Source organism: Caldicoprobacter faecalis (genome assembly GCF_900115765.1).
Lineage (GTDB): Bacteria > Bacillota > Clostridia > Caldicoprobacterales > Caldicoprobacteraceae > Caldicoprobacter > Caldicoprobacter oshimai.
Map to the genome: position 1 here is coordinate 70,880 of NZ_FOXR01000007.1, position 24,540 is coordinate 95,419.

Here is a 24,540-nt window from a genome sequence, read left to right on the forward strand (position 1 = left end):
CATGACCGCAGCAATGTCAAATTTCTATATCATACCAAGTTATTATATCCTATTTAGCGTCATACCAGCTCCTGCCCACTCCTACATCCACTACCAGCGGAACCGAGAGCTTTACGGCATTCTCCATGCACCGCACCACCAAATCCTTTACCTCCTCCAATTCGGGCCTATAGGTGTCTATGATCAGCTCATCGTGCACCTGCAAAATCAGCTTTGACTTTAGGTTCCGCCTCTTCAATTCAGCATACACGTCATTCATGGCCTTTTTTATTATATCAGCCGCGCTGCCCTGTATGGGCGTATTCATGGCCAACCGCTCGCCCTGCGAACGAATGTTGAAGTTTCGGGACTTGAGCTCGGGTAAATACCTACGCCGGTTCATCAGCGTGGTCACGTAGCCCTGCTTTTTGGCGATTTCCACTATCCGCTCCATATATTCCTTCACCTTTGGATAGCGGGCAAAGTAACTGTCTATATACTCCCTGGCCTGCTTACGGCTTATTCCCAAGCTCTTTGCTAGACCGTAATCGCTGATACCGTACACAATCCCAAAGTTAACCGCCTTTGCGCTGCTACGCTGCTCGGGAGTGACCTTGTCGATTGGCACGCCAAATATCTCGGAAGCGGTTCGCAGGTGTATATCCTGATTGTTTCTAAAAGCGTCGATAAAAGTAGGATCTCCTGACATATGCGCCAGTACCCGCAACTCAATCTGCGAGTAATCGGCGTCCACCAGGACATAATCCTCTCCGCTGGCAACAAACACTTTACGTATTCTACGCCCCATCTCAAGCTTAACAGGGATATTCTGCAAATTGGGCTCTGCGCTGCTGATCCTGCCGGTAGCTGTCACCGTTTGATTAAAGCTGGAATGGATCCTTCCATCCCCGGGGTCGATGACGCTCAAAAGCCCGTCTATATAGGTAGATTTAAGCTTCATCACCTGGCGATACTCGATGATTTTCTCCACCAACTCATGATACGGGCGCAGCTGTTCCAACACCTCGATATCGGTGGAATACCCCGTCTTGCTCTTTTTTATGACCGGTAGCCCCAACTTTTCAAACAGCACACTGCCCAGCTGTCTTGGCGAATTTATGTTGAACTCCTCCCCCGCCAGGGCATATATTTCCCGGGTAAGGCTTGATAGCTCGGCGGAAAACTCCTCTCCCAGCTGCTCCAGCATTCTTTTGTCCACTTTAAACCCCGTAATCTCCATATCGGCCAACACGTTTATAAGCGGATGCTCAATCTCCTCGTAGAGATAGAGCATCTCGGTCTCCTTGAGCTTGTCGCGCATATGGTCCGCCAGCAAGTATAGGTCAGCCGCATCGGCATCATCGACGTCTAGGTCAGCATACTCATAAAGCAGCTGGCTCAAATCGTAGCGATTTTTTGCTGGGTCCAACAGATAAGCCGCTATGAACACATCGAATTCAAGCCCTTCCACATGAATGCCGCATCTGTGGGCCTCCAAAATTAACCTCTTGCCATCGTGTACGATCTTCCGCACCTCTTGCCTTTCCAAAATGGGTTTTAACTCTATAAATATATCTTGCAGGTTTAACCCTTGGGACAGCAAATCGTTTTTTACTTTTATCCTGTACACCCTGCCTGGATTATCAGCAATGGTTACACAGCCATCAGTTACCAATATGGCCAGCCTGCTGCTCTTGATGAGATTTTCCACCTGCTGTCGCAACTCTTCCCCCGTGTTAACCTCTATCACGTTTTTTTCACGAACAGACGTTTTAACCGAAACCCTGCTCTCTGGCTGTATACCGAGCTTCTTAATTATGCTGTGAAACTCCAACTCTTCCAGGAATTCCAACAGTTCTCTCGAGTGCGGTATCTCATAACAGCGATCCTCCAGCTTTATATCCACCGGTGCATCCTGCATAATGGTGGCCAACCTTTTGCTCAGCATGGCCTGCTCCCGGTACTTGATTAACGCCTCCTTAAGCTTTTGACCGCTTATCTTATCGGCGTTATCCAAAACCTGCTCAACAGTATGATACTGGTGCAGTAGTTTAAGAGCCGTCTTTTCGCCTATACCTGGAACACCGGGTATGTTATCGGAACTATCACCCATCAAGGCCTTTAAATCTATGATTTGAGCAGGAGTCAAGCCATACTCGTTCTTTATCCCTTCAACATCAAAAACCCGTACATCTGATATACCCTTTTTTGTCATAATAACCCTCACTTCGGGGGAAACCAGCTGAAGGGCGTCCCTGTCGCCGGTGACCAGATAAGCCTCCCATCCCCTTTCCCTGGCCAAACGCGCAAAAGTCCCTAGGATATCATCTGCCTCATAGCCCTCGACTTCGTATATGGCTATTCCCATAAGCTGCAACATCCTCTTGAGGAGGTCAAACTGGGGAATGAGCTCCTCAGGTGTTTTTTGCCTTGTGGCCTTGTACTCGGTATAGGCCTCATGGCGGAAGGTGGGCCCCTTCTTGTCAAATGCCACCCCCAGATAGTCAGGCTTATAATCCTCTATTAGCCTTAAAAGCATATTGGTAAAGCCATACACGGCATTGGTAGGCACGCCCTTTTTATTTGTCAACATAGGAAGGGCATAAAACGCACGGTGCATCAAGCTGTTTCCATCTATTATCATCACTCGCGGTCGTCCCATGAAAATCTCTCCTTAAAACTTGGCATTTATCGAGCCAGCAGCCATTCATTGCTTATATTACCTGACATTTAGACTTTATCATATCCACCATCAAAATTCAATCAGCCTTTTTCATTAACATATATTTCCTATGAATTGCTTTGCTTTTATTGTCAACCATAGTGACTATTGCTTAATATTGATGTCTTTTAACGTGTATTATATATGACGGATCAATATATAATTTACATAAAATTTATAATTAAAGGAACAGCGCTACAAAAGAAAAATTTTAGCCTTTCACCAATAAAATTACCATAATTTTTATAATGACAAATATGTTACGATTATGTTAAAATGTATTACAGATATATAAAATATATTAAAAATTGGAGGTCATAGTTATGAAAAAACGTATTTCCGCAATTTTATTGGGTATCTTCCTAATAGGGTTGCTGCTCACAGCAGGACAAGCATCGCCGCAGACAGCAGTACTGGCAGCAGCTGAAAAAGCATGCCCCGCCAAAGTAATGGTCACGGCGAACAACCTGAATGTAAGGGCAAACAGCAACACACAGTCGTCTATAATAGATGTTCTGAAGAATAACCAGGTAGTTAATGTACTGGGTCAGAAGGGCAACTGGTATATAATAAAGACCGATAACGGAGAAATTGGATCGATCCTTAAGTGGTTTACAAGGCCTGTGGAACAGCAGCCTGCACCACAGCAGCCTGCACCACAGCAGCCTGCTCCACAGCAACCCGCTCCGCAGCAGCCTGAACCTCAACAGCCTGTTCCGCAGGAGCCTTCAAACCAGCTAAGCTATGAGCAGTCAAGAATGTTGGAGCTGGTCAATGCCGAGCGAACAAAAGCAGGCCTCAAACCCCTTACATGGGATGCTGACCTGGCCAGAGTGGCCAACATCAAGGCCAAGGATATGGTTGACAACAACTACTTCAGCCATACCTCACCAACTTACGGCAGTCCGTTTGAAATGATGAGGAAATTTGGCATACAATACAGGACTGCAGGCGAAAACCTGGCGGGCTATCCCTCTGTGGAAGGGGCACACAACGGCCTCATGAACTCGGAAGGGCATAGGAAGAACATCTTAAACCCCAGCTTCACGCATATAGGCATAGGGGTTCAAAAGAGCCCGAGATACGGTTATGTGTTCGTCCAAATGTTTGTCGGCAGATAACCGGATAATCAACAAAAGCGGTATCTACATGATACCGCTTTTTTATATTTTTAATATTCCCTCGCCCAAGAAAATTTCATCCCCCAAAAAGAACGAGAAGATAGCAGATAGCTAAGGCCAAAAAGCAGAAAATCGGCTACACCCTTTATATGAAATCGCTATTTCCCCAATCAGCGGTTTATCCTTCATACAACTGCATGTAGTGGTTCTATCAATTCCCTCTTAGCAAAAATCCTGGCCAGTTCCATATTGGGCACAATGGACGGTGGTAGTTTGCGGATTATTTTGGTATAATAATTTTTGAGGCGCTCATCTACAACTAAATCAATGAGGCGGGAGGAATGTAATATGGATAGACAACAGGTGCTAGACTTCTTCTTTAAAAGAAGGAGCATCCGGAAGTACAAGGATATGGATGTAAACCAGGAAGACATCGACATCATCCTGAGAGCGGCCATGTCAGCTCCATCCGCAGGGAATCAGCAGCCCTGGCATTTCATAGTAGTAGACGACCGCCAAAAGATGAAGGAGATCACCAAATACCACCCCTATTCTTCAATGCTCAACACGGCACCCAAGTGCATCATCGTAGCAGGGGATGTGTCTTCGCAAAGATACGAAGGCTACTGGGTACAGGACTGTGCAGCTGCCACACAGAACATGCTGCTGGCCATAGCGCAGCTAGGGCTGGGCGGAGTATGGCTGGGCGTCCATCCAAGGAAGGAACGTGAGGAAGCGATCCGCAAGATATTCAACATCCCTGACCATATTGTGCCCTTCGCTATCGTGGCAATTGGCGTACCGGATGAGGAAAAAGGTCCATCCGACAGATACAATCCTGAAAGAGTACATATGAATAGGTGGTAAAAGCAATGAGAGTTTTCATCGCCATTGAGTTTGAACAGCATATAAAGGATTACCTAAATAAAATCCAGAAACAGGTAATGAGCTACAGCACCGATGGAAACTTTTCAAGGCCGGAAAATTTCCACCTAACGCTCAAATTCATAGGAGAGGTACAGCCGTCTTTTTTGGGCAGCATTACTGCAGCGATGGCACAATCGGTCCATGGCATAAAGCCTTTTAAGCTTCGCCTACACAATCTTGGGAACTTCCCTCGGGGAAATAAGATGATCATATGGATGGGAGTGGGCGGAGAGCTGGATGTGCTAAACCTGCTGTTTAACCAGCTGGAAACATCGCTGGGCAGCATAGGCATTGCTAAAGACACAAGGGGATATTCGCCCCATATTACCCTGGGCAGGGAGGTGCGCCTGGCAGTGCCCTTCTCAAAAGTTGCCAGCGCTGTTGCAATAGACCACCAGCAACAGATAATCGAGGTGCACAAAATATCCCTCATGGAAAGCAAAAGAGAAGAAGGCCGCCTTATGTACATCCCCCTCCACAGACAACCGTTGGCCGATTAATCCCAGCCAGCAGGTGCTATTGCAACAACAAATGCGCCAGCTTCCCTCACCCCTTTTAAGCTTTTCAAGTTTACCAGCGTCCACCCACTTCATCATCTATTACTGATAATTCAATCATTCCACTAGTCTTCTAATTATTTAAATACAACCGACTTTTTACATTTCCAAGTATACCATGAATAATGGTATTTTCTACAATAGACTGTAAAGTGATCTCAGAAATTGAACACTGCTGTATATACTCTGGAACATCGACCAACAGTTGAATACGATTCTGAAAAAGTACATTTTGTATAAAAGTACATTTTGTATATACATATAGCTTTGTACTAACTCTAATTCTTCCGCTATAGAAACAACATCACCACTACGGCTTAAAAACCCACTTGACTCAAAAGCCCACCCTGGGTATTTCCTTAGGCGGCTGGTCATAATTTGCCCGCCTGCCATCGGCTGCCTCATACAAAATCCTGTTAGTCTGCATAATCCCCTCGATGAATTCATGATAAGGCCTTTGACAGATGTCTACACACCCTATCTGAAAGTTTTCACCATCGAATCGTCCCAAAGCCGCCTGATCATTCAGGGTAAAGTGGTGTGCTCCCACAAAATACTTGCTGATAGCAGCAGTTTCCATATAATAGCGGTAGGCTTTTCCGCGTTCTTGTTGCGAAGCAACCCCGCGTATTCCCGTGGCTGGCAATCCCCGATCCAAAGCGCCATGGTGGAATTCACCTATCATCACCGGCATTCCTGTAATTTTACCTATCTGCTCGATGTCCTCATAGGGAGTAATCTTATAACAATTAATAGAAAACACATCAAAATTTTCATAGCCTGCCAGTAGGTTCTCATTGGCAATATAAGCGTACCGCATACCGAGATTCATGTGGTGTGGATCTACCCTCTTGCAAGCAACGCTGGGAATCTCCACATATGCCTTGATCATCATTTTTGAAAACTCATTCAGGTCCTCTGACGCCTTTTTGGATAGCTTTGATGCACGCTTAACGCCTTTCCTAAGTTCGCCAAAACTGTGCAATGCAAGATTCCAAGCCCGATTGAATTTTTCAATATCACCGTCATACCGTGTTGACAAGAATTTTATTAGAACCTCCTTTGAGGCCAAATCCTGCTCATTCTCCAGCAGCTCTTCAGCAATATTCAAATCGTGGATAAAAGCCCATTGTGGTTCATTCCTTAAGAAACATCCTTTGAGAGTTTAAAGCCTCAAGGGGGAATGATAGTCTAGTCTTAAGTCTTGGAAACAGTCCAAGGGTTACAGTCAAATTAGGTTGATCGCCAGGATTTCCCTTAGCCCAAAATTCCAAGGTCACCCCCATCACATAATCCTCGTGGTTGATAGCATCAAAAACTATGTACTTAGCATCCCTCCAGTCAACACCCCCCCAAACTGCCAGGTATACCCTCTACCTTAAGCTTTCCTCCTTCGCTATTGCAAATAAGATAGACTTCTCCGCTTTGTCCATTCTCAACCCTGCAATTGATAGGAGTAAACTTACTTAAGTCTAACATCTTCATCAAAAATACCACTCCCCTTCTTTTGATTTCACATTTTCATAACTTAGCCCCGCTTTTATAACCACATCCTACTTCTCTTTTTGCAGACTTAATCTACCACTGAATCGTGAGTCATAAGTGTACTCTAAATTAACTGAGTCTAAAAATTTTTACCGTGTGAGCAGACACACAATTCTGCCCACACGGCAAAAACATACCATTTAATGCACATTCATTTATTTAACGATTCATTACTTAGTTAAGACAGTGCCAAAGTACCTGACATTATTTTGCATACCTTCCCTTTTTCAAGACAGTACCAAAGCGCTTGACATTATCTTGATACTTCTTGTCATATGTTTCCTCTATCTGAGGCATTCCATTTTGATCACAGAACTTGATAATGTCTTCGTATACCTTTTCTGCCTCTACTGGGGATTTTGCCATGATCACTTTTGGATAATTCGCCTTTATATAGTCTTCGCACAAAGTCCTCTGAATACCCAAATCGCTCTGTGGGTCGATGGTCTCGCCAATGCCTACAAACTCGTCACTTAACAGCTTGGTTGGCGTCAAGATATGTGCCTGCATTGAAACTACCCAGTTTCTCTTTTCCTCTGGCAGCTTATCATTTACTGCAAACTTGATGGTATCAACATGGTCGCTGTGTCCTGGCATCATCCAGAACCAAAGCCCCAAACGATCACGCTCTTCGGCCGTCAATTCACCTTCAGCCTTCTTCAATATGGGTAACCCCTGGTCGTCTAAGGTATCCCACAACTGTCCCGGTGGGCCATACATTTGGATTATCGCAGCTTCCCTCGTTAAGAAATAGCTCCGTTGAAGTGCCAAATATCCTTGTGAATCAACAGCATCAATCCCGCGAAATCGTTTTAGAAAAACCGAAAAATACATTTTACGGAAAAACAAAAAATTGTTTTACTTTGAGTTTAAAATTATCATGAAATTTTTTACTACAATGATAATAGCATATTTAATGAAAAATATAAATACAAAATTGCAGAAAAATAAAAAGGGCTTAAAGCCCTTTTTATATATAGTTTAAACCATTCGGCCAAGGTAAAGGCAGTGGGAAAACCTGGTCCCATGGCTGACCATAAGACGGTCGATTGAACCCAGTAAACAGAAATTCTGCCAGCTTTGCGGCATCATCAACCACTCTGTTTGGTAATTCAGCTAAAGAGGAAGGAAGTACACCCTCATCCCAAGCTTCCTCAATGATAGGATATATCTCCTTCCATAAGCTTTCCTTATTAACGATTCTCAAGGTGGTACCGGGATAATATGATGAAACCCCATTTAATCCTGCTGAATTCAAGATTGATACAAGACCCCTATCATATGCGGGTACCTCCAATATCACCTGTTCCATTTCCCTGTCATGCAATAGCTTATCAATAAGCCAAACAACAACCATTCTTTCCCCGGCATACTCCACCACTTTAAATGCCCCGGGTTTCCTCTCGTACCCTATAAGATAGGCAAGGCCTACATTTTCCTCAGCAAAAGCCACTGCCGCAGTTAAAGCTGGAACGGGGGGATGGACCATGGGAACCGCTTCAAGCAGCATAGGAAATTCCCGCTTGGTTCGCTGATACCTTACCGGCTCTCGCTTATATATATCAAAAAGAACATCTGCTCTATCTGCGTCTTCAGAGATATGGTACCGGATTCCTTCAAAATTTTCACATGAGAATTTACCCTTTTCTAATACAAACGTAAATGCCTCACCTATCTCTACACAGGAATTCCTCTTGTACAAGCCTCTGGTACCAGATATACTGACCAACCCTATACCTTCCTCACCCAGGCTCCTGAACACCTCATGAAGAAGTCTGGTTCCAATCCCTCTCCCCTGGTAGTCCGGATGGGTACATACCGCACCCATGTTGGCCATACTGACTTTATGGCCATATACCACGGCTGTATTCTTCTTTATACCGATGTGTGCTACAATCCTTCCATCGTCAACAGCCACATAAAGATTAGGAGCGTTTTCTACACATATAAAAGTAGGAAACTGCCTGCCCATAGTGGGCTCTAACCCGCTGGACGTACGAAAAACATAGTTAACCAACTCTAGAATTTGTTCCACGTCTTCCGGCCTGGCCGGGCGAAAATCCACCATAATCCTTCCCCCCTCGAAAAGAAATAATCAAGCGTAAGGCTTCCTTTCGAAGCCATTTATTTATTCCTTCTTAAACCTCTCAACGAAATCGGGAGCAATCTGCTTGAGCATATCCTCCAGCTCGCCATCGGACATAACAGTGGTGCGTCCCTGTGCATACTCCTTATCCACCAGTTCCTTGAGCTTGATCACCACCGGATCCCTTTTATCTATGGCATTTTCCCCTTCCAGCCCAAAGTAAGAATTGATCCAATGGGCAATCCCGGCCAAGCCAGAATGCTGACTTACAGCCACCCTGGGCGGCCTCTTAAGTATCTTACCCGTGTCAAATATGTTGTATATCTCCTCATCCTTCAAAAGGCCATCGGCATGAATCCCCGCCTGGGTTACGTTGAAATTCCTGCCCACAAACGGCGTATTAGGCGGTATCTCATAGCCTATTTCTTTCTCAAAGTATTCGGCAATCTCGGTAATAACCGACAGGTCCATGCCATTGGTGTCGCCCCTTAAAGCCACATATTCTATAACCATGGCCTCAAGAGGACAGTTTCCGGTACGCTCGCCTATGCCCAGCATGGTACAGTTGACCGCCGAAGCGCCATACAGCCAGGCAGTAGCAGAGTTGGTGACCGCCTTGTAAAAGTCATTGTGTCCATGCCACTCAATCAGCTCGCTGGGTATGCCCGCAAAGTGTCTCAAACCATATATTATACCCGGCACGCTCCTGGGCAGCGCAACACCCGGATAAGACACGCCATACCCCAAAGTATCACATGCACGAATCTTTATAGGTATCCCGGATTCATCCATCAGCTTCTTAAGCTCAATGGCAAATGGAACCACAAAGCCGTAAAAATCAGCCCGCGTAATATCTTCAAAGTGGCAGCGAGGCCTGATACCGTATTCCAGCGCCATCTTTACCACCGACAGATACATATCCATGGCCTGCTTACGAGTCATGTTGAGCTTTTTGAATATGTGGTAATCCGAACAGCTCACCAGAATGCCGGTCTCTCTTACCCCCATCTCCTTTACCAGCTCAAAATCCTTTTTGGAAGCGCGTATCCAGCTGGTAACCTCGGGATACTGATACCCTCGCTCCATACACTTGCGCACTGCTTCCTTATCCTTATCGGTGTACAGGAAAAATTCGCTCTGGCGAATAACGCCATTGGGCCCCGAAAGCTTGTGTAGCAAATCAAACAGGTCCACAATCTGCTTCACCGTAAAGGGTGCTCTTGCCTGCTGTCCATCCCTAAAGGTGGTGTCGGTGATCCATATTTCATCAGGTACATGCATCGGCACAAGACGATGATTAAACGGTATTCTGGGTATGCTGTCATACGGGAACAGATGCCTATAAAGATTTGGCTCCTTTACGTCCTGAAGCGAATATTTACATGCCGACTGCTCCAACGTATTCGTCCTCTTGCTGAATTCCAGCACCTCAACATCTCCTCCTCCCAAATAAGTCTCCAGGCTTTCTTGACGTCTTTTAAGTCGGCTATATTTCAACAACCTGCTATATCTTTCAATTGTGTTCATGTAAAAAATTCAATAAATTATTTTTCAACAAAAAAACATTGAAACACAGGGTCGATGTACTTTCGGGCCGGCACATCTTCAGTTATTTGTGTATAATTGTATACAGTTATACACGTATTTGTCAAGCTCTTAATTGTAAAAATTGAAAAATTATTAAGAATACGATTTATAATCGGACCTTATGGAAATTGCTTCTACGAAATATCCTGTTCCCAGCATTATAATCAAACAGCACGTAAGTGATGGAAGGAGGATAAACGCCGCTTTTTACGCCTTCCACAACATCGTATTCGAACACCTCTATATGAGCCATACGGGATATCTGCCTGGGCGTATACCCTTTAAGGTGCGGCATAAATTTTAGCACATTTTCTTCGCTTTTGAAAAAAGAATCAACAGCCTTACTCAGGCCCGGTATCTGGGGCGGCTCCAAACCTTCAGGATACCTGCTGGGCTTCTCCTGGCTTACCCAGTCAAACCGCATGATATTTCTCAAAAGCCTGTGATCCACGTTATCCAGCGTAAGTCCATACTCAAGCAATATCTCATAAAGGCGTATCTGGCTATATGAAAGCCCTTCATAGCCCTTTTCCTTCCAGAAAGCCATAAACCTTTCAAAAAATTCGAATGGATTGTCATCATGGCAACTGATCAGGTATTCAAGAGTATATTTAAAGCGACCGGAGTTGTAATACTTCTCAACCAGATCCTCTATCATCTCAAGCTTTGCGATTTCATCGTAAGTTATGTGGTTATTCTTAAGCACCTTATATGGCGGATACTGCGTATATTCGTAACCATATTGTTCAGCCTTCAGCCTGAGACCCGAACCCTTGAGTAACTTCAAAAATCCCAACTGGATCCTGTTGGGTCGCAAAAAATACACGTCATTAAATGAGCGTTTAAAGGAGGCATAATCCTCTTCAGGCAATCCGGCTATTAAATCCAGATGGAGATGTATGTTCCCGCTATCACGCAGCCGTGCAACCGCCCTGGCCAAAGCGTCAAAATCCATCTTCCTTTGAATCTCATGTATTGTGTCGGGATTTGTGGACTGCACCCCTATTTCAAATTGAAAAAGTCCGGGAGGCGCCTGCCTCAATATATCCAGCATCTCATCGTCTATCAAATCCCCCGCCATCTCAAAATGAAAGTTGGTTTGCCCACCGAGCGAAATGAGGGTCTTAAATATATGCTTTGCCCTCACCGGATTACAGTTGAACGTCCTGTCAACCAGCTTGACCTGCGGTATACCTGCCTTTACAAATAGCGCAAGCTCCCTTTCCACCCGCTCAAGCGAAAAATACCTCACACCCGGAATGGTTGAAGAAAGACAGTACTGACAGTTAAAGGGACAGCCCCTTGAAGTTTCGTAATAGAGGACCTTGTTTTCAAGCCCCGCAAAGCCATCCTGATACGGAAATGGAATCATATCCAAATCCTGTATCAAAGGCCTGGCCGGATTGACGACTATGTCCCTACCATGGCGGTAGACCAGACCCTTTACCTGTGCCGGATTCCCCTTGTCCTCAAGGATATGCAGCAGCTCATGGAAGGTCTCCTCTCCCTCTCCCGCAACGATATAATCAACCGCAGGATTATCCCTCATGACATCCTCGGCATCAAAGGCAACCTCGGGACCCCCAAGTACAATCACACACCGGTCCATCACCCTTTTTAATGTATCGGCCACCATCAATACTTCTCTAATATTCCAGATATAACATGAAAAGGCCACCACATCAGGCCTTGCAAGATAAATCTCCCTGATTATCCTCTCTATATGATCATTTATAGAAAACTCGAGGAGATCCATCGAATGCTCTTTGCCACAGTACGCTTTCAGATACCTCAAAGCCAGGTTGCTGTGAATAAATTTCGAATTGATTGCAACTAAAAGCACCTTCATGACTGGCTCCTCCATTTTCTTTTTATCGGATCCGTGACAAATCCTTGATACTTCTAGTTAGAATCACCAAACCACCCACTATGATGTTCAAATAATAGGTCATAAACCTCCACAGTAGCATGGCAACAAATATCAAATGCCCGGGGAAAAACCGTTGAAAGAACAGATAAAACCCGCCTTCAGAGGCTCCCATGGCACCCGGAGCTGGGAAATAGGATACCGCCAGATACAAAAAGGATTGAACAAATATCATATCCATCCACGCACTGTCCTTCAAACCAAACGCCCTGTAGATAAAAAACGTAACGCTGAAATAAAAGATGAGCTGCATAGCCGTCATAACGGCCATCAGAGCCATGCCTTTGTAGTTTCCCCGGAACATGCACAGGCTCCTGTGAAAGTCTTCCACAGCCGCTTCCATTCGTGCCTTCCACTTCTCTAAATCCCTCACTATACGCACGCGGTGAAAAAATTTCAATACAGACAATACTATTTTTCTTATAAAACCGCGATTGAGCGAGAGAGAATATATGAAAAACACTGCTCCCGCATTGATCACAAACCCAATTAAAGATATCCAAACCACTACAAAAGGATATGAAAATATCAAACTAGCCTTAAATATAAAGGCTATCGCACAGAATATTGACAAAACCACCTGGTAGACCAGGTATTTAATTATGAGAGCCGAGGTGGAATAACCGGCCGGGATGCCAAATCGGGACATATAATACACCTGCGCAGGTTGCCCACCACTGGCAAAGGGCGTAACGGCATTGTAATATTGACCTATTAAGGCAACCTCCATACAGCCCTTAAAACGCCTGGGTTCAAAAATAGCAGCCAGCGAATATCTGAGTATTAGAGCATCCATAACCCAGAACATCAGCATGCACGCCGCTGCCCCGGCAAGCCAGTGCAGTTTAAGCGTGTTAAACGCACGGCCTATATCCTTAAGGTTGGGATCCAAAAGCCCTATAACTGCAATAATTATGATATTTACTGAAATATAAAAAAGAATTGCGTACTTTTTCTTGTCCATATTCTCTCCTTAAATTATTAATATCCTTACTTCCCATATTGCATACATCAAGCCAAATACCAGTTGCATAAAACAAAAACACACTGGCGGCTCCATCATTGTCTCTATTATACTATACTCCAAAGAATACCGCAAACTGAAGACAGTATACACCACCATGGCCTGATAAAATCACATAAAAGCCGCGGCATACAAGACCGCGGCTTCTTACCCCTGTGATACTGCTTGTTCTCGATCAAAATATTTCTATCGATGAAAAGGATTCGATTTATCTCCTTACACATTCCTTAACGCATTCGGCGCCCCTCTTTAAAGCCTCCTCATTTAACGGAATGAGGTGCTCTTTGGAAGGCCCCAGCGCCTTTCTCAAAGACTCTATGACAGATGCCGGCGATACGACACCCGTCTTTGCTAAAAAACTTCCCAACACTACCATATTGGCCACACGGCTATTTCCCAGCTGATCCGCAATCTCATTTGCGGGTATATAGCAAACCTCTATATCATCTCTGGAGGCTTTTTTATCTATCAGCGAACTGTTAACCAATAGCAGGCCTCCCTTCATGACAGCACTTTCAAACCTCTCCAGCGATGGCCTGTTCATCACCATAACCGTCGTTGCCTCGGTCACAATTGGCGACGCCACCGGCTCATCAGATATGATGACGTTGCAGTTGGCCGTGCCGCCGCGCATCTCGGGGCCATATGAAGGAAGCCATGACACATTCTTGCCTTCCAGCATGCCAGCATAGGCCAGGAGCTGTCCCATCAGCATAATCCCCTGCCCGCCAAATCCTGCAATGATAATCTGGTGGGTCATATCACTTTCCCTCCTTTTTAACACCCAAAGGATAATAAGGTATCATATTTTGCTCCAGCCATTTCAGCGCTTCCACCGGCGTCATACCCCAGTTGGTCGGGCAGGTAGAAAGGACCTCTACCATTGAAAAACCTTTGCCGGCCAGCTGGATTTCAAATGCTTTTTTAATCGCCCTCTTGGCCTGATTTATATGTTTTATATCGTGCACCGAAACCCTTTCGATGTATGCCGAACCCTCAAGGGTTGCCAGCATTTCGCTCATTCTTATGGGATAGCCCGCCTTGCCAGGGTCACGCCCATAGGGAGTGGTGGTGGTCACCTGTCCAATAAGGGTGGTGGGTGCCATCTGCCCTCCTGTCATGCCGTATATGGCGTTGTTTATGAATATGACGGTGATGTTTTCACCCCGGGTGGCAGCATGCACTATCTCAGCCGTGCCTATGGCCGCCAGGTCCCCGTCTCCCTGGTAAGTAAACACAACCCTGTCGGGCAAAACCCGCTTTATACCGGTAGCCACAGCCGGCGCTCTACCGTGTGCGGCCTCCTGCATGTCACAATTGAAGTATTCATAGGCAAATACGGCACATCCCACCGGGGCAACCCCTATCGTCCTCTCACGGATACCCAATTCATCTATCGCTTCGGCCACCAACCTGTGAACTATGCCGTGGGTACAACCCGGGCAGTAGTGAAACGGCTTATCTGTCAGCGATTTGGGCCTGGTAAAAACCTTGGTCATCTTGAAACACCCCCTATGACCTTCTTGATCTCGGACAATATCGCATTGGGCTCGGGTACCATCCCGCCCGTCCTACCATAGAAGAACACCGGTTTTCTGCCATTGACGCTCAAGCGCACATCTTCCACCATCTGGCCCATGCTCATCTCCACCGACATAAAGGCCTTGACGTGTTCACGCTGAGCCCATTCTTCAAAGGTGCTGGTGGGGAAAGGCCAAAGGGTGATAGGGCGTATAAGCCCAACGTTCATGCCCTCCTGCTTTGCCTTCTGAATGACGCTCTTTACAATTCGAGCGGTGGTGCCATATGCTGCCACGATTATCTCTGCATCTTCGCAGTTGTAGCACTCAACCTTTACCTCGTTTTTCTTGATCTCTTCATATTTCTGATAGATTCTCTTTACATGCTCTTCCAGAGCCTGCGGGTCAATGAACAGCGAGTTTATAATATTTCTCGGCCGGTCTCCCGTATATCCGGTAGTAGCCCAGGTTTTTGGTGGCAGCTCCCGTTTACTGCTCAAAGGCCTGAATTCCACCGGCTCCATCATCTGTCCCAGCATTCCATCTCCCAATATCATTACCGGGTTGCGGTACTGGTCAGCTATATCAAAGCCTTCCATTACCAGGTCTACCGCTTCCTGTATTGTGGAAGGTGCCAGCACCACCAGGTGATAGTCGCCGTGGCCGCCTCCCTTTGTTGCTTGGAAGTAATCCGACTGCGCAGGCTGAATTCCTCCCAATCCCGGACCTCCGCGAACCATGTTTACCACAACGCAGGGAAGCTCAGCCCCCGCAATATATGACAACCCCTCCTGCTTCAGGCTTATGCCCGGACTGGAAGAAGACGTCATAACGCGGGCACCCGCACCCGCTGCACCATACACCATGTTTATGGCAGATACCTCACTTTCGGCTTGGATGAAACACCCGCCCACCTCTGGGAGCCTCTTGGCCATATACGCGGGGATCTCATTTTGCGGAGTTATGGGATATCCAAAAAAATATCTGCATCCGGCCTGGATGGCCGCCTCAGCAATGGCTTCATTGCCTTTCATCAACACTTTTGACATAAATACACAACCCCCATTTTCTTGCTTTTATTGCCTTGCATGACGCGTACCGGCTCGCTTTGCAGTATCAACTTGGCAGACAACTGATAAACCGCTTCAGTTCAACACAGTTAATCATCAATTGCCCTTGCACATATGGGCTTTTATCTGCCCGATACTGGTGTTGCACTGCGTAGTCCCTTTGCTAAATCCCGCACTCCACTTCTACTTCTCCACCTCAATAACCACATCCGGGCATATTCGCGCACAAAATGCACACCCAATACATTTATCCATCTCTATCACCGTAGCCGGGTGATACCCTTTGGAATTCATGCGATCACGAGCCATCACCACAATCCCCTTGGGACAAACCGTGGCGCATAGTTCACATCCCTTGCATCGTTCCTCATCAAAAATAACCCTTGCCATAAATATACCCCTCTCCTTAGAGAATTTTTAGCCTAAAATCTTAACTGATGTATTAAGTACATTAATGTCTATCTTGTCCTTCCATACAATCTTATTTTAAATGAATAAACGCTATTTTGCCAGCAATAATGCTGTGAACAACATTGTGAAAATCGTACCACACAAATCCATTAAGGCTAATGTCTTTATAAATCGCAATTTTCACGCTTTATTTATAATATCTTTATAATATACAAAGAAAAACACAGTACTTCACTCCACAATTACACCACTTCCATTTATTCACTAAAAACAATTTAAAAGAATCACAACGTTTACACCTCATCCTCGCGATCCCAGGGAGGATGGAGATAGATATCTATAGGGAATCCCTTTTTGTTGTACTGTTCCGGCAGTTGCTCAATAACCTCCGCGACACCGGAAATATAAGCAATCGGTATATTTAACTTTTCAGATACCTGCTCCACGATCTCCTGTCCTTCAAGCAAATGATTTAAATTTGTCTCATACATCAAATTGGTGTTGTTAATGAGGTCAGTAACTTTTAACCTTGAATGACTCTCAATAGCCTTAAGCATCTCTATGATCTGCTCAGGGGTACTGGACAGCGGCCTTCGCGCATTGATCACAAAAAACATTCGATAAGGCTCTTGCATGAAATAAGGATAGTATCGCCCCAGTGCCGTAGCCCCTATATCATCTCCACCTACATCGAAAATCACCTTGCTGTTTTTGCTTTGAAACACCGAATAAATTTCAGGGGGCAGCGACGGGACATCCACAGTAGTCCCAACAAAATTAGGCGACAAAAGCCTTATCCCCTCTTTTTCTAAAACATCCCTAACCTCGCTTGAACGAAAAAATGGATTCACGATATCCAGGTCCACAACAGTCACCGCCTGCCCCTGCCTGGCCAATTTTATACTATAGTTTATGGCCAGCTCAGTCTTGCCGCTACCGAAGTGACCTGTAAAAAGTATAATCCGCCTGTTTTCCTGTTGCATGTAGCATCCAACCCTTTCAGCTATAAAACAAATACATTTTCGATTATTTTATCACATTTTTTTGCATTATTCTATTAATTGTTTGTTCCTTTTGGTGAACTACCAACAACCTGTAAAGGTGATGGCTTCATGATTATAACCTTCCCCATATTTTCTGAACAGAAAAAAAGACCGCCATCCCTTTAATTACAAAATAACAGGATGACGGGTCTTCTTGTAATCATTACAACGTCACACCATTTTTGAAGATAGCGATTTCTCTGAATCCCATTTTTTCGGACTTTGTCGGCATGCCAGATGCCACCCTGATCACATAATCTATGAGTTCCTCGGTAAGCTGTTCCATGGTTTCCCCCGCAAGAAGCCTTCCTGCATCAAAATCCATCCAGTGGGGCTTCTTGTTAAATATCTCACTGTTGGTGGCAATCTTTATGGTGGGGACCGCCGTTCCAAGCGGCGTTCCTCGCCCTGTGGTAAACAAAACAATCTGGCATCCTGCTGATGCAAGCGCCGTTGAGGCCACCATGTCATTGCCCGGCCCGTAAAGCAAATTCAGCCCTTTTTCTCTTACCACATCACCGTAATCCAATACATCCACGACCGGGCTTGTCCCACCCTTTTGCGTACATCCCAGGGACTTTTCTTCAAGTGTAGTTATACCTCCCTTTTTATTGCCTGGAGAAGGATTTTCGTATATAGGCTGGTTGTAACTCATAAAGTATTCTTTGAAATCATTTATAAGCTTTACGATCTTTTTAAACACTTCCCTGTCTTTAGTCCTGTTCATCAGTATGGTTTCTGCTCCAAACATTTCCGGTACCTCGGTAAGCACGGCACTTCCACCACAGGCTATGAGTTTATCTGACAAAAAGCCAACCAGGGGATTGGCGGTAATCCCAGAAAATCCATCAGACCCTCCACATTTTAGGCCAATTACCAAATCGGAGATAGGGCACTCTTCTCTTTTAAACTGCACGGCATATTCAATGAGTTCACCGATAAGCTTTAGCCCTTCCTCAATCTCATCCTCCACTTCTTGAGCTATAAGAAATTTTACCCTGTTAGGGTTATACTCTCCCAGCACCTTTTTAAACTCCTCTATATTGTTGTTCTCACAGCCTAGGCCCAGCACCAACACTCCCGCGGCATTCGAGTGTTTAACCAGATTGGCCAGGATTTTTTGTGTATTAATATGATCCTTCCCCAGCTGAGAACAGCCATAAGGATGTTTAAATTCATATATACCGTCTATACCATCCGCATTCGCATATATCTCCCTGGCTTTCAACGCTATCAATTCAGCATTTCTGTTTACACAGCTTACAGTGGGAATTATCCAAATCTCGTTTCTTACACCCACCCTGCCATCGTTCCTGCGGTAACCCATAAAAGTCTTACAACATTCTTCATATTTAAATTCATTTTTTTGAGGACAGTATTCGTATTCCAAAATCTCTCCCAGATTAGTCTTCAAATTATGGGAATGAACCCATTGCCCTGCTTTTATGTCTTCAGTAGCATGGCCTATTGGAAATCCGTACTTTATTATATTTTCTCCCCTTCGGATATCCTTAAGTGCTATCTTATGTCCCCTTTCTATATCTTCAAGGGCAACAATGGAGGAAGCCCCTATTTTGAAGGCTTCCCCCTTGTTTATCCTCTCCAAAGCTACAGCTACATTATCACAAGGATTTATGACCAGCACTTTCATTTACCGGTTTCCTCCCTTCACCAACCGGTTCACCACGTCTTTGATTCCAGATACTGCTATCTCATACAGGTATTCACCCACCTTCTCGGCAAATCCCGGGATGGCATTCAAGTTCTCATTCCACAGTGCAGTATTACCAAGTATCCTCTTGGCAACCTCAAATGCAGACTGGCGGCTACCGTCAAACGCTTTCCAAACATTTTCATAAAATTCCAGGAGAGGGAGGTCATCCCTCATGATAAATTCTCCCTTTTCCCTATAGGCCCTCATAGCATTTCCTTCCACCTTACCGTCCTTATAAACCGCTATCAACGCTGCCATAGAAAATGTTAGCTTCTCGGGCAAATTGCCGTATTTACTGTAATATTCCTTGATGGACGGAAGTACCCTCGCCTTAAACTTGGACGTTGAGTTCAATAGAATGCTTATAAGATAATGCTTGATAAAGGGATTCTTAAACCTCTCTATAACAGCGTCGGCAAATTCTATAAGCATATTCCTGTCAAGGTCAATTGAAGGAATTATTTCATCGTATATGATGCTCCTTACATATTCGCCCATCACTTCATGATCCATCATCTCACCCACAGTTTCAAGCCCGTAAAGAAACGCTGCCGGGACCGACGACGTATGGGCACCATTTAATATCCTCACTTTGCGAGTTCTATATGGTGTCATGTCATCAGTCCATATAACATTAAGGCCTACTTTTGTAAAAGGCAGCTTTTCTGAGAGTTCTTTCGGACCCTCTATTACCCAGAGATGGAAAAGTTCACCTGTATCCAAAAGTTCATCTTCGTATCCCAGTTTTTCCCTTATTGCCTCTATTTCATCCTTAGGATACCCTGTTACCACTCGGTCCACCAAAGTGTTAAGAAAAATATTGTGTTCTTTTACCCATATCTTAAATTCTCCAGGTAAATTCCAGTCATCAGCAAGCTGCAATACTATTTTTTTCAGGTTATCGCCGTTCCTGTCTATAAGTTCGCAGGGTATTATTACCATTCCTTTTTCGGGGTCACCATTAAAATGTTTGAATCTGTGGTAAAGGTATGCCGTAAGCTTTCCAGGAAAAGAACGGGGCGGTTTCATTTCAATGCTGTCTTCTCTGTCATAGGCTATTCCCGCTTCGGTGGTATTGGATATCACAAACTCTATTTGGGGATTTTCAGCACATTTTATAAATTCGTCCCAATCCTTATAGGGATTTATTCCCCGGCTTACCGAGCTGATTATCTCCTTTATTTCCGTAGGTTTGCCATTCTTCAATCCCCTCAAAATCAGAGTATAAAGCCCATCCTGCTCATTTAATTTTTCAACAAGTCCTTCAGCAATGGGCTGTACAACCACCACACGCCCATTAAATAAACCTTTTTTGTTCATTTGATGAATCATCCAGTCCACAAAGGCCCTGAGGAAATTCCCTTCTCCAAACTGAAGAACTCTCTCGGGTAGATTTGCAGGATATTTTGGAACCTCAATATCATCAGGAAAGTTAAAGTTTCCTTTCAGTAGATTGCTGCAAAGCTTTTCCACAATTATTCCTCCTTAATTTTTTGATTTAAGCTGGATAAATTTTAAGCATCTGTTGTGAATTTTGTTATATTTTATTAAGAAATATAATAAATACCGTCAGCGACCCTCACATAAAAACGCCTTATTTAAGTCCATTTCCTATAGGAAAGCGCTTACCTTAAGAGTTTAACATTAATGCCCTGCAATTGTCAATTAGTAAGCCTCAAATAGAGCTTACTTTAAACTATAATGGCAAATATGAAATAATTCATCTACAAAAAGGATAGAGAGGGATTATTCATTACACAAAAAAACGGAAATAACAGAGGAAATCCAGAATTGAAGCATACAAAAGTTGTAAGGTAGACTAAACATAAATAATCCCCGCCTTTTTCAAGGTGGGGATTATTTTACACTTACGCATAAACCATTATCCTTTTAATCCGCTTGTACTAATTCCTTCTACAATGTACTTCTGAAACGCAATAAACAATATAACAACTGGTACGAGGGATAAAGCCGACATGGCAAACATAGCTCCCCAATTAGTAACAGCTGCAGGATCAGAAAACATCCTTAACGCCAAGGAGACTGTGTACTTTCCGGGAGTTTGCAAATACAACAAAGGTCCAAAGAAATCCTGCCATTTCCAATAAAATGCAAAGATTGCAGAAGTCATCAGTGCTGGAACTAACAGTGGTACAATAATTCTGAGGAAAATTCCCATATGGTTACATCCATCGATAGTAGCTGATTCATCTAATTCTTTAGGGATTCCCTGAATAAATTGCATCATTAAAAATATGAAGAAAGGTAATCCAAAGAAAGCAGGAACAATCAGGGGTTTAAAAGAATCTATCCATCCTAATTTGCTAAACATAATATATTGGGGAATGATCAATACCTGAGAAGGTAACAGCATAGTAGTAATCATACATCCAAACAATATCTTCTTTCCCTTAAACCGAATACGCGAAAATCCATACGCAACAAATGCCGATGATACAACCTGACCAATGGTTGTTAAAGTAGCTACAATAAAGGAATTTTTAAAAAAAACAGCAAAAGAAATTCCTCCAAATCCTTTCCACCCCTCTATATAATTACTAAATTCCCACTGTGTAGGGATTAAATGATGAGCTCTTTGAAAAATATCGGCATGTCCCTTAAAAGAACTACTTATAAGCCACAATACCGGATATAGCATAAAAAACCCAAATATCCATATAAAAGCATGATATAAAAGAGTATTAATATATCCCTTTTTTTTCATTTTCATATTACCATTCCCCTTTTGATTCGTAATATACCCAATAATTTGATGATTTAAAGATAAGTGCTGTAAATACCCCAATAATCAATAAAAGTACCCATGCCATTGCGCATCCATACCCCATGTCATAAAACTTAAAAGCCTTTTCAAATAGGTATAACGCATAAAATAAAGTTCTATCAAAGGGGCCTCCACCAGTAATAAGATAACTCTCAGTAAACGCCATAAATCCACTTATGGTTTGCATAATAAAATTAAAAAATATAATAGGTGTTAACAACGGCATAGTAATTCTAATAAACCTCTGCCAGCTATTAGCTCCATCAATATAAGCAGCTTCATAATAACTTATTGGAATCTGTTTCAGCCCAGCAATAAAAATGAGCATAGGGGAACCAAATTGCCATGCAGCTAATAAAATAAGAGTCCACATAGCAGTGTGTGGGTTTCCTATCCAACCAATTCCTTTATCAATAACTCCTAATTCAATAAGAATAGAATTCAAGGCACCATTAACCCCAAATAACTGCCGCCACATCACTGCTACGGCTACACTTCCTCCAATGAGAGAAGGAATATAAAAGGCCGCACGATATACGCTTACCATTTTTCTATCTTTCACAAGAAGCACAGCTATAAAAAGCGCAAAGATCAAGCGCAAAGGCACGGCAACAAAAACATAAGAAAAGGTTGCTTTCAATGCACTTATATAACGCTCATCATGTAGGAACATGGTTTTGTAATTTTCTAGCCCAACCCATTTGGGTGGCGACACGAGATCATATCGTGTAAATGATAATACAAAAGATGCCCCAATTGGAATAACAGTAAATAAAATAAAACCAATAAGCCATGGAGATATAAAAGCATAACCGGCTAGATTATTATAATCATTTCTTCTTTTTCTTTGTTTATTCAACCCTTTTGCAAATACCATTAAAAGTGCCCCTTTCTATAACTTAGAAAATTAAGGTTTAAAAGGTTTAGTTAGATATGGTTTGCACAAAGTACAAACCATATCTAACTAACTCTTATTATTACTGAGCACTCTTTGCTAAAATCTTATTAGCTTCTTCTCTAAATTTTATAGCTGCCTCTGCTGGAGTAAGCTGTCCATATAGCATTTGTGCTTCTAAATTCTTCAAAAGCTTGTCTACTTCTGGATGCCCTGGAGGATCTGGCGGATCTATTGGGCTACTGTTCGAAATAACTACCTCCATGAAATTAAACAGTTCTTTCTGCGCATCATTCAACAATGGCATTAAGGCTTCCCGCACTTTAGAGGAAATAGGAACACCACGTTCTGCCATCAAAACCTTATTTGCTTCTATATCGTTAGTAAAATAATTCACAAACTGTACAGCTTTATCTTTGTTTTTGCTAGTAGCTGCCACCGAGAAAAATTGACTAGGTTTCACATACATTCCTTCCTTAACCTGGTCTTTATGTTTAGGAAGTAATGCCAATTTAAGAGGTCGATTAGCAGCTTTTACCATAGCAACAATCTGGTTAGCATGAACTTCTGCCATAGCCGCTTTTTTGGTGACAAGGAATTGGTCCTCTACCGATTTAACTTCTAAGCTTTCATCCGGCATGGGTAGCGCCCCTTGCTTTACTAATTCTAACTCCATTGTAAAAAATTCCTCAAAAAGCTTATCATCACTATAATCTAACTTAGTTCCGTCATCGGAGTACAATTTCTGTCCATGTTGACGAATATAATGTTTTAACCCGTGAAAATAACCACCAGGGAAAGTGTTATCGGCATAAATACCTAATTTTTCATGTATTTTTTTAGCAGCATCCATATAATCTTCCCATGTCCAATCAGGTGTCGGTTCTGGAACACCTGCTTGTTGGAACAAAGCAGGGTCATAGGCAATACAAGGAGCATTAGAACCCAAATTTATTCCATAAAGTTTGCCATCTACCTTCCCACCTACTATACTACTCTCATCCACATCCGACAAATCTAAAATTCCCCGTTCTACATAGGGGTCTAATGCCTCTAAAAGTCCCTTTTTGGCATACTGTGCTAGATATTGATAATCCTGTTGAAAAACGTCAGGCAAGGTGTTTGCAGCCGCTAGAGCTGCTACTTTCTCCCAATATCCATCCCATCCGGAAAATTCATATTGAATAGAAACATCGGGATTCTTTTCCTCAAACATTTCAATAACTTTTATTGTCCTATCGTGTCTATCTTGAGAACCCCACCAAAAAATACGCAGCTCAGCTTTTTGACTCCCAGCATTCTCTTTTGACTCATCCTGTTTTGGTTCATCCTGCTTTTGCTGATCCCCTGTAGTTGTACCATCGGTATCTTTAGTCGGCTGACTTTGCCCACATGCTGTCAATACCATTGTCATGACCAGAATTGCAATGATTAATAAACCCCACCATTTCTTCATTATACACACCCCTTTTATTTTTAATTGAAGCCTTTACACAATTGATTTTATCGGATGGGTACAAAAATTTAAATAAACTCAAACTTCGCAGTTAAATATTGACTGCTAGACCTTGAAAAATCAATAATTCAGCCAATTTATATACCTATTAAGATGCTTTTTTATACTCCA

21 protein-coding genes are annotated in these 24,540 nt (G+C 43.5%); 3 read left to right on the forward strand and 18 right to left on the reverse strand.

Annotated elements, in window-relative coordinates:
- Positions 1 to 49: 49 nt before the first annotated feature.
- Positions 50 to 2,641: a DNA polymerase I gene (gene polA / locus BM241_RS04685; RefSeq protein WP_092282146.1), complete on the reverse strand. Its 2,592-nt coding sequence runs from the start codon at positions 2,639 to 2,641 to the stop codon at positions 50 to 52.
- Between the two features lie 383 nt (positions 2,642 to 3,024).
- On the opposite strand from polA, the gene BM241_RS04690 reads away from it, so the two are divergent.
- The 3 genes from BM241_RS04690 to thpR all read left to right on the forward strand — a co-directional run bounded on the left by BM241_RS04690 (position 3,025) and on the right by thpR (position 5,249).
- Positions 3,025 to 3,822: a CAP domain-containing protein gene (locus BM241_RS04690; RefSeq protein WP_092282147.1), complete on the forward strand. Its 798-nt coding sequence runs from the start codon at positions 3,025 to 3,027 to the stop codon at positions 3,820 to 3,822.
- A gap of 348 nt (positions 3,823 to 4,170) precedes the next feature.
- Entirely contained in the window at positions 4,171 to 4,689 is a 519-nt protein-coding gene (locus BM241_RS04695; protein ID WP_092282148.1) for a nitroreductase family protein, read from the forward strand.
- Between the two features lie 5 nt (positions 4,690 to 4,694).
- A complete protein-coding gene (gene thpR, locus BM241_RS04700) occupies positions 4,695 to 5,249 on the forward strand; it encodes an RNA 2',3'-cyclic phosphodiesterase (RefSeq protein ID WP_092282149.1) in 555 nt (184 codons plus the stop codon).
- Positions 5,250 to 5,640: 391 nt separating this feature from the next.
- Here the strand turns inward: thpR and BM241_RS04705 are convergent, their stop codons facing one another.
- The 17 genes from BM241_RS04705 to BM241_RS04780 form a co-directional block, all read right to left on the reverse strand.
- Positions 5,641 to 6,348 carry a hypothetical protein gene (locus tag BM241_RS04705; RefSeq protein WP_143094051.1) on the reverse strand — a complete coding sequence of 236 codons (708 nt, stop codon included), beginning with the start codon at positions 6,346 to 6,348 and terminating at the stop codon, positions 5,641 to 5,643.
- 299 nt (positions 6,349 to 6,647) lie between these two features.
- A complete protein-coding gene (locus BM241_RS12395) occupies positions 6,648 to 6,791 on the reverse strand; it encodes a hypothetical protein (RefSeq protein ID WP_177206094.1) in 144 nt (47 codons plus the stop codon).
- 264 nt (positions 6,792 to 7,055) lie between these two features.
- The gene (locus BM241_RS04710) at positions 7,056 to 7,514 is read right to left on the reverse strand and encodes a hypothetical protein (RefSeq protein WP_143094052.1); all 459 of its coding nucleotides are present in this window, start codon (positions 7,512 to 7,514) and stop codon (positions 7,056 to 7,058) included.
- A gap of 307 nt (positions 7,515 to 7,821) precedes the next feature.
- Complete coding sequence (locus BM241_RS04715; protein WP_092282152.1) at positions 7,822 to 8,919, reverse strand: GNAT family N-acetyltransferase; 1,098 nt, start codon at positions 8,917 to 8,919, stop codon at positions 7,822 to 7,824.
- Between the two features lie 60 nt (positions 8,920 to 8,979).
- Positions 8,980 to 10,365 carry a 2-isopropylmalate synthase gene (locus BM241_RS04720; RefSeq protein ID WP_092282153.1) on the reverse strand — a complete coding sequence of 462 codons (1,386 nt, stop codon included), beginning with the start codon at positions 10,363 to 10,365 and terminating at the stop codon, positions 8,980 to 8,982.
- A 265-nt stretch (positions 10,366 to 10,630) separates the two neighbouring features.
- Positions 10,631 to 12,373 carry a B12-binding domain-containing radical SAM protein gene (locus BM241_RS04725; protein ID WP_177206095.1) on the reverse strand — a complete coding sequence of 581 codons (1,743 nt, stop codon included), beginning with the start codon at positions 12,371 to 12,373 and terminating at the stop codon, positions 10,631 to 10,633.
- Positions 12,374 to 12,395: 22 nt separating this feature from the next.
- Positions 12,396 to 13,415, reverse strand: coding sequence for a lysylphosphatidylglycerol synthase transmembrane domain-containing protein (locus BM241_RS04730; protein WP_092282155.1), 1,020 nt, complete (start codon positions 13,413 to 13,415; stop codon positions 12,396 to 12,398).
- Between the two features lie 268 nt (positions 13,416 to 13,683).
- Entirely contained in the window at positions 13,684 to 14,235 is a 552-nt protein-coding gene (locus BM241_RS04735) for a 2-oxoacid:acceptor oxidoreductase family protein (protein WP_092282156.1), read from the reverse strand.
- Between the two features lies 1 nt (position 14,236).
- Positions 14,237 to 14,974, reverse strand: a complete 738-nt coding sequence (locus BM241_RS04740) for a thiamine pyrophosphate-dependent enzyme (RefSeq protein ID WP_092282157.1) — start codon at positions 14,972 to 14,974, stop codon at positions 14,237 to 14,239.
- Positions 14,971 to 16,044: a 3-methyl-2-oxobutanoate dehydrogenase subunit VorB gene (locus BM241_RS04745; protein WP_092282158.1), complete on the reverse strand. Its 1,074-nt coding sequence runs from the start codon at positions 16,042 to 16,044 to the stop codon at positions 14,971 to 14,973. The genes BM241_RS04740 and BM241_RS04745 overlap by 4 nt, the downstream gene beginning before the upstream one ends.
- A 204-nt stretch (positions 16,045 to 16,248) precedes the next feature.
- Positions 16,249 to 16,455 (reverse strand): 4Fe-4S dicluster domain-containing protein, encoded by a 207-nt coding sequence (locus BM241_RS04750; protein ID WP_025747584.1) that lies wholly within the window; start codon positions 16,453 to 16,455, stop codon positions 16,249 to 16,251.
- Positions 16,456 to 16,769: 314 nt separating this feature from the next.
- Entirely contained in the window at positions 16,770 to 17,459 is a 690-nt protein-coding gene (locus tag BM241_RS04755) for a P-loop NTPase family protein (protein WP_092282159.1), read from the reverse strand.
- A gap of 223 nt (positions 17,460 to 17,682) precedes the next feature.
- Positions 17,683 to 19,170, reverse strand: a complete 1,488-nt coding sequence (locus tag BM241_RS04760; protein WP_092282160.1) for a UxaA family hydrolase — start codon at positions 19,168 to 19,170, stop codon at positions 17,683 to 17,685.
- Entirely contained in the window at positions 19,171 to 20,706 is a 1,536-nt protein-coding gene (locus tag BM241_RS04765) for a tagaturonate reductase (RefSeq protein WP_092282161.1), read from the reverse strand.
- 409 nt (positions 20,707 to 21,115) lie between these two features.
- Positions 21,116 to 21,964 carry a carbohydrate ABC transporter permease gene (locus tag BM241_RS04770; protein WP_207648968.1) on the reverse strand — a complete coding sequence of 283 codons (849 nt, stop codon included), beginning with the start codon at positions 21,962 to 21,964 and terminating at the stop codon, positions 21,116 to 21,118.
- Between the two features lies 1 nt (position 21,965).
- Entirely contained in the window at positions 21,966 to 22,895 is a 930-nt protein-coding gene (locus BM241_RS04775) for a carbohydrate ABC transporter permease (RefSeq protein WP_092282162.1), read from the reverse strand.
- Positions 22,896 to 22,995: 100 nt separating this feature from the next.
- Entirely contained in the window at positions 22,996 to 24,369 is a 1,374-nt protein-coding gene (locus BM241_RS04780) for an ABC transporter substrate-binding protein (RefSeq protein ID WP_092282163.1), read from the reverse strand.
- Between the last annotated feature and the right edge of the window lie 171 nt (positions 24,370 to 24,540).

Bases quoted from the DNA above. Each gene is read 5' to 3' on its own strand.
- polA (WP_092282146.1), bottom strand. From the start codon at position 2,641: ATGGGACGACCGCGAGTGATGATAATAGATGGAAACAGCTTGATGCAC.
- BM241_RS04690 (WP_092282147.1), top strand. From the start codon at position 3,025: ATGAAAAAACGTATTTCCGCAATTTTATTGGGTATCTTCCTAATAGGG.
- BM241_RS04695 (WP_092282148.1), top strand. From the start codon at position 4,171: ATGGATAGACAACAGGTGCTAGACTTCTTCTTTAAAAGAAGGAGCATC.
- thpR (WP_092282149.1), top strand. From the start codon at position 4,695: ATGAGAGTTTTCATCGCCATTGAGTTTGAACAGCATATAAAGGATTAC.
- BM241_RS12395 (WP_177206094.1), bottom strand. From the start codon at position 6,791: ATGAAGATGTTAGACTTAAGTAAGTTTACTCCTATCAATTGCAGGGTT.
- BM241_RS04715 (WP_092282152.1), bottom strand. From the start codon at position 8,919: ATGGTGGATTTTCGCCCGGCCAGGCCGGAAGACGTGGAACAAATTCTA.
- BM241_RS04725 (WP_177206095.1), bottom strand. From the start codon at position 12,373: ATGAAGGTGCTTTTAGTTGCAATCAATTCGAAATTTATTCACAGCAAC.
- BM241_RS04730 (WP_092282155.1), bottom strand. From the start codon at position 13,415: ATGGACAAGAAAAAGTACGCAATTCTTTTTTATATTTCAGTAAATATC.
- BM241_RS04735 (WP_092282156.1), bottom strand. From the start codon at position 14,235: ATGACCCACCAGATTATCATTGCAGGATTTGGCGGGCAGGGGATTATG.
- BM241_RS04740 (WP_092282157.1), bottom strand. From the start codon at position 14,974: ATGACCAAGGTTTTTACCAGGCCCAAATCGCTGACAGATAAGCCGTTT.
- BM241_RS04745 (WP_092282158.1), bottom strand. From the start codon at position 16,044: ATGTCAAAAGTGTTGATGAAAGGCAATGAAGCCATTGCTGAGGCGGCC.
- BM241_RS04750 (WP_025747584.1), bottom strand. From the start codon at position 16,455: ATGGCAAGGGTTATTTTTGATGAGGAACGATGCAAGGGATGTGAACTA.
- BM241_RS04755 (WP_092282159.1), bottom strand. From the start codon at position 17,459: ATGCAACAGGAAAACAGGCGGATTATACTTTTTACAGGTCACTTCGGT.
- BM241_RS04760 (WP_092282160.1), bottom strand. From the start codon at position 19,170: ATGAAAGTGCTGGTCATAAATCCTTGTGATAATGTAGCTGTAGCTTTG.
- BM241_RS04770 (WP_207648968.1), bottom strand. From the start codon at position 21,964: ATGAAAATGAAAAAAAAGGGATATATTAATACTCTTTTATATCATGCT.
- BM241_RS04775 (WP_092282162.1), bottom strand. From the start codon at position 22,895: ATGGTATTTGCAAAAGGGTTGAATAAACAAAGAAAAAGAAGAAATGAT.
- BM241_RS04780 (WP_092282163.1), bottom strand. From the start codon at position 24,369: ATGAAGAAATGGTGGGGTTTATTAATCATTGCAATTCTGGTCATGACA.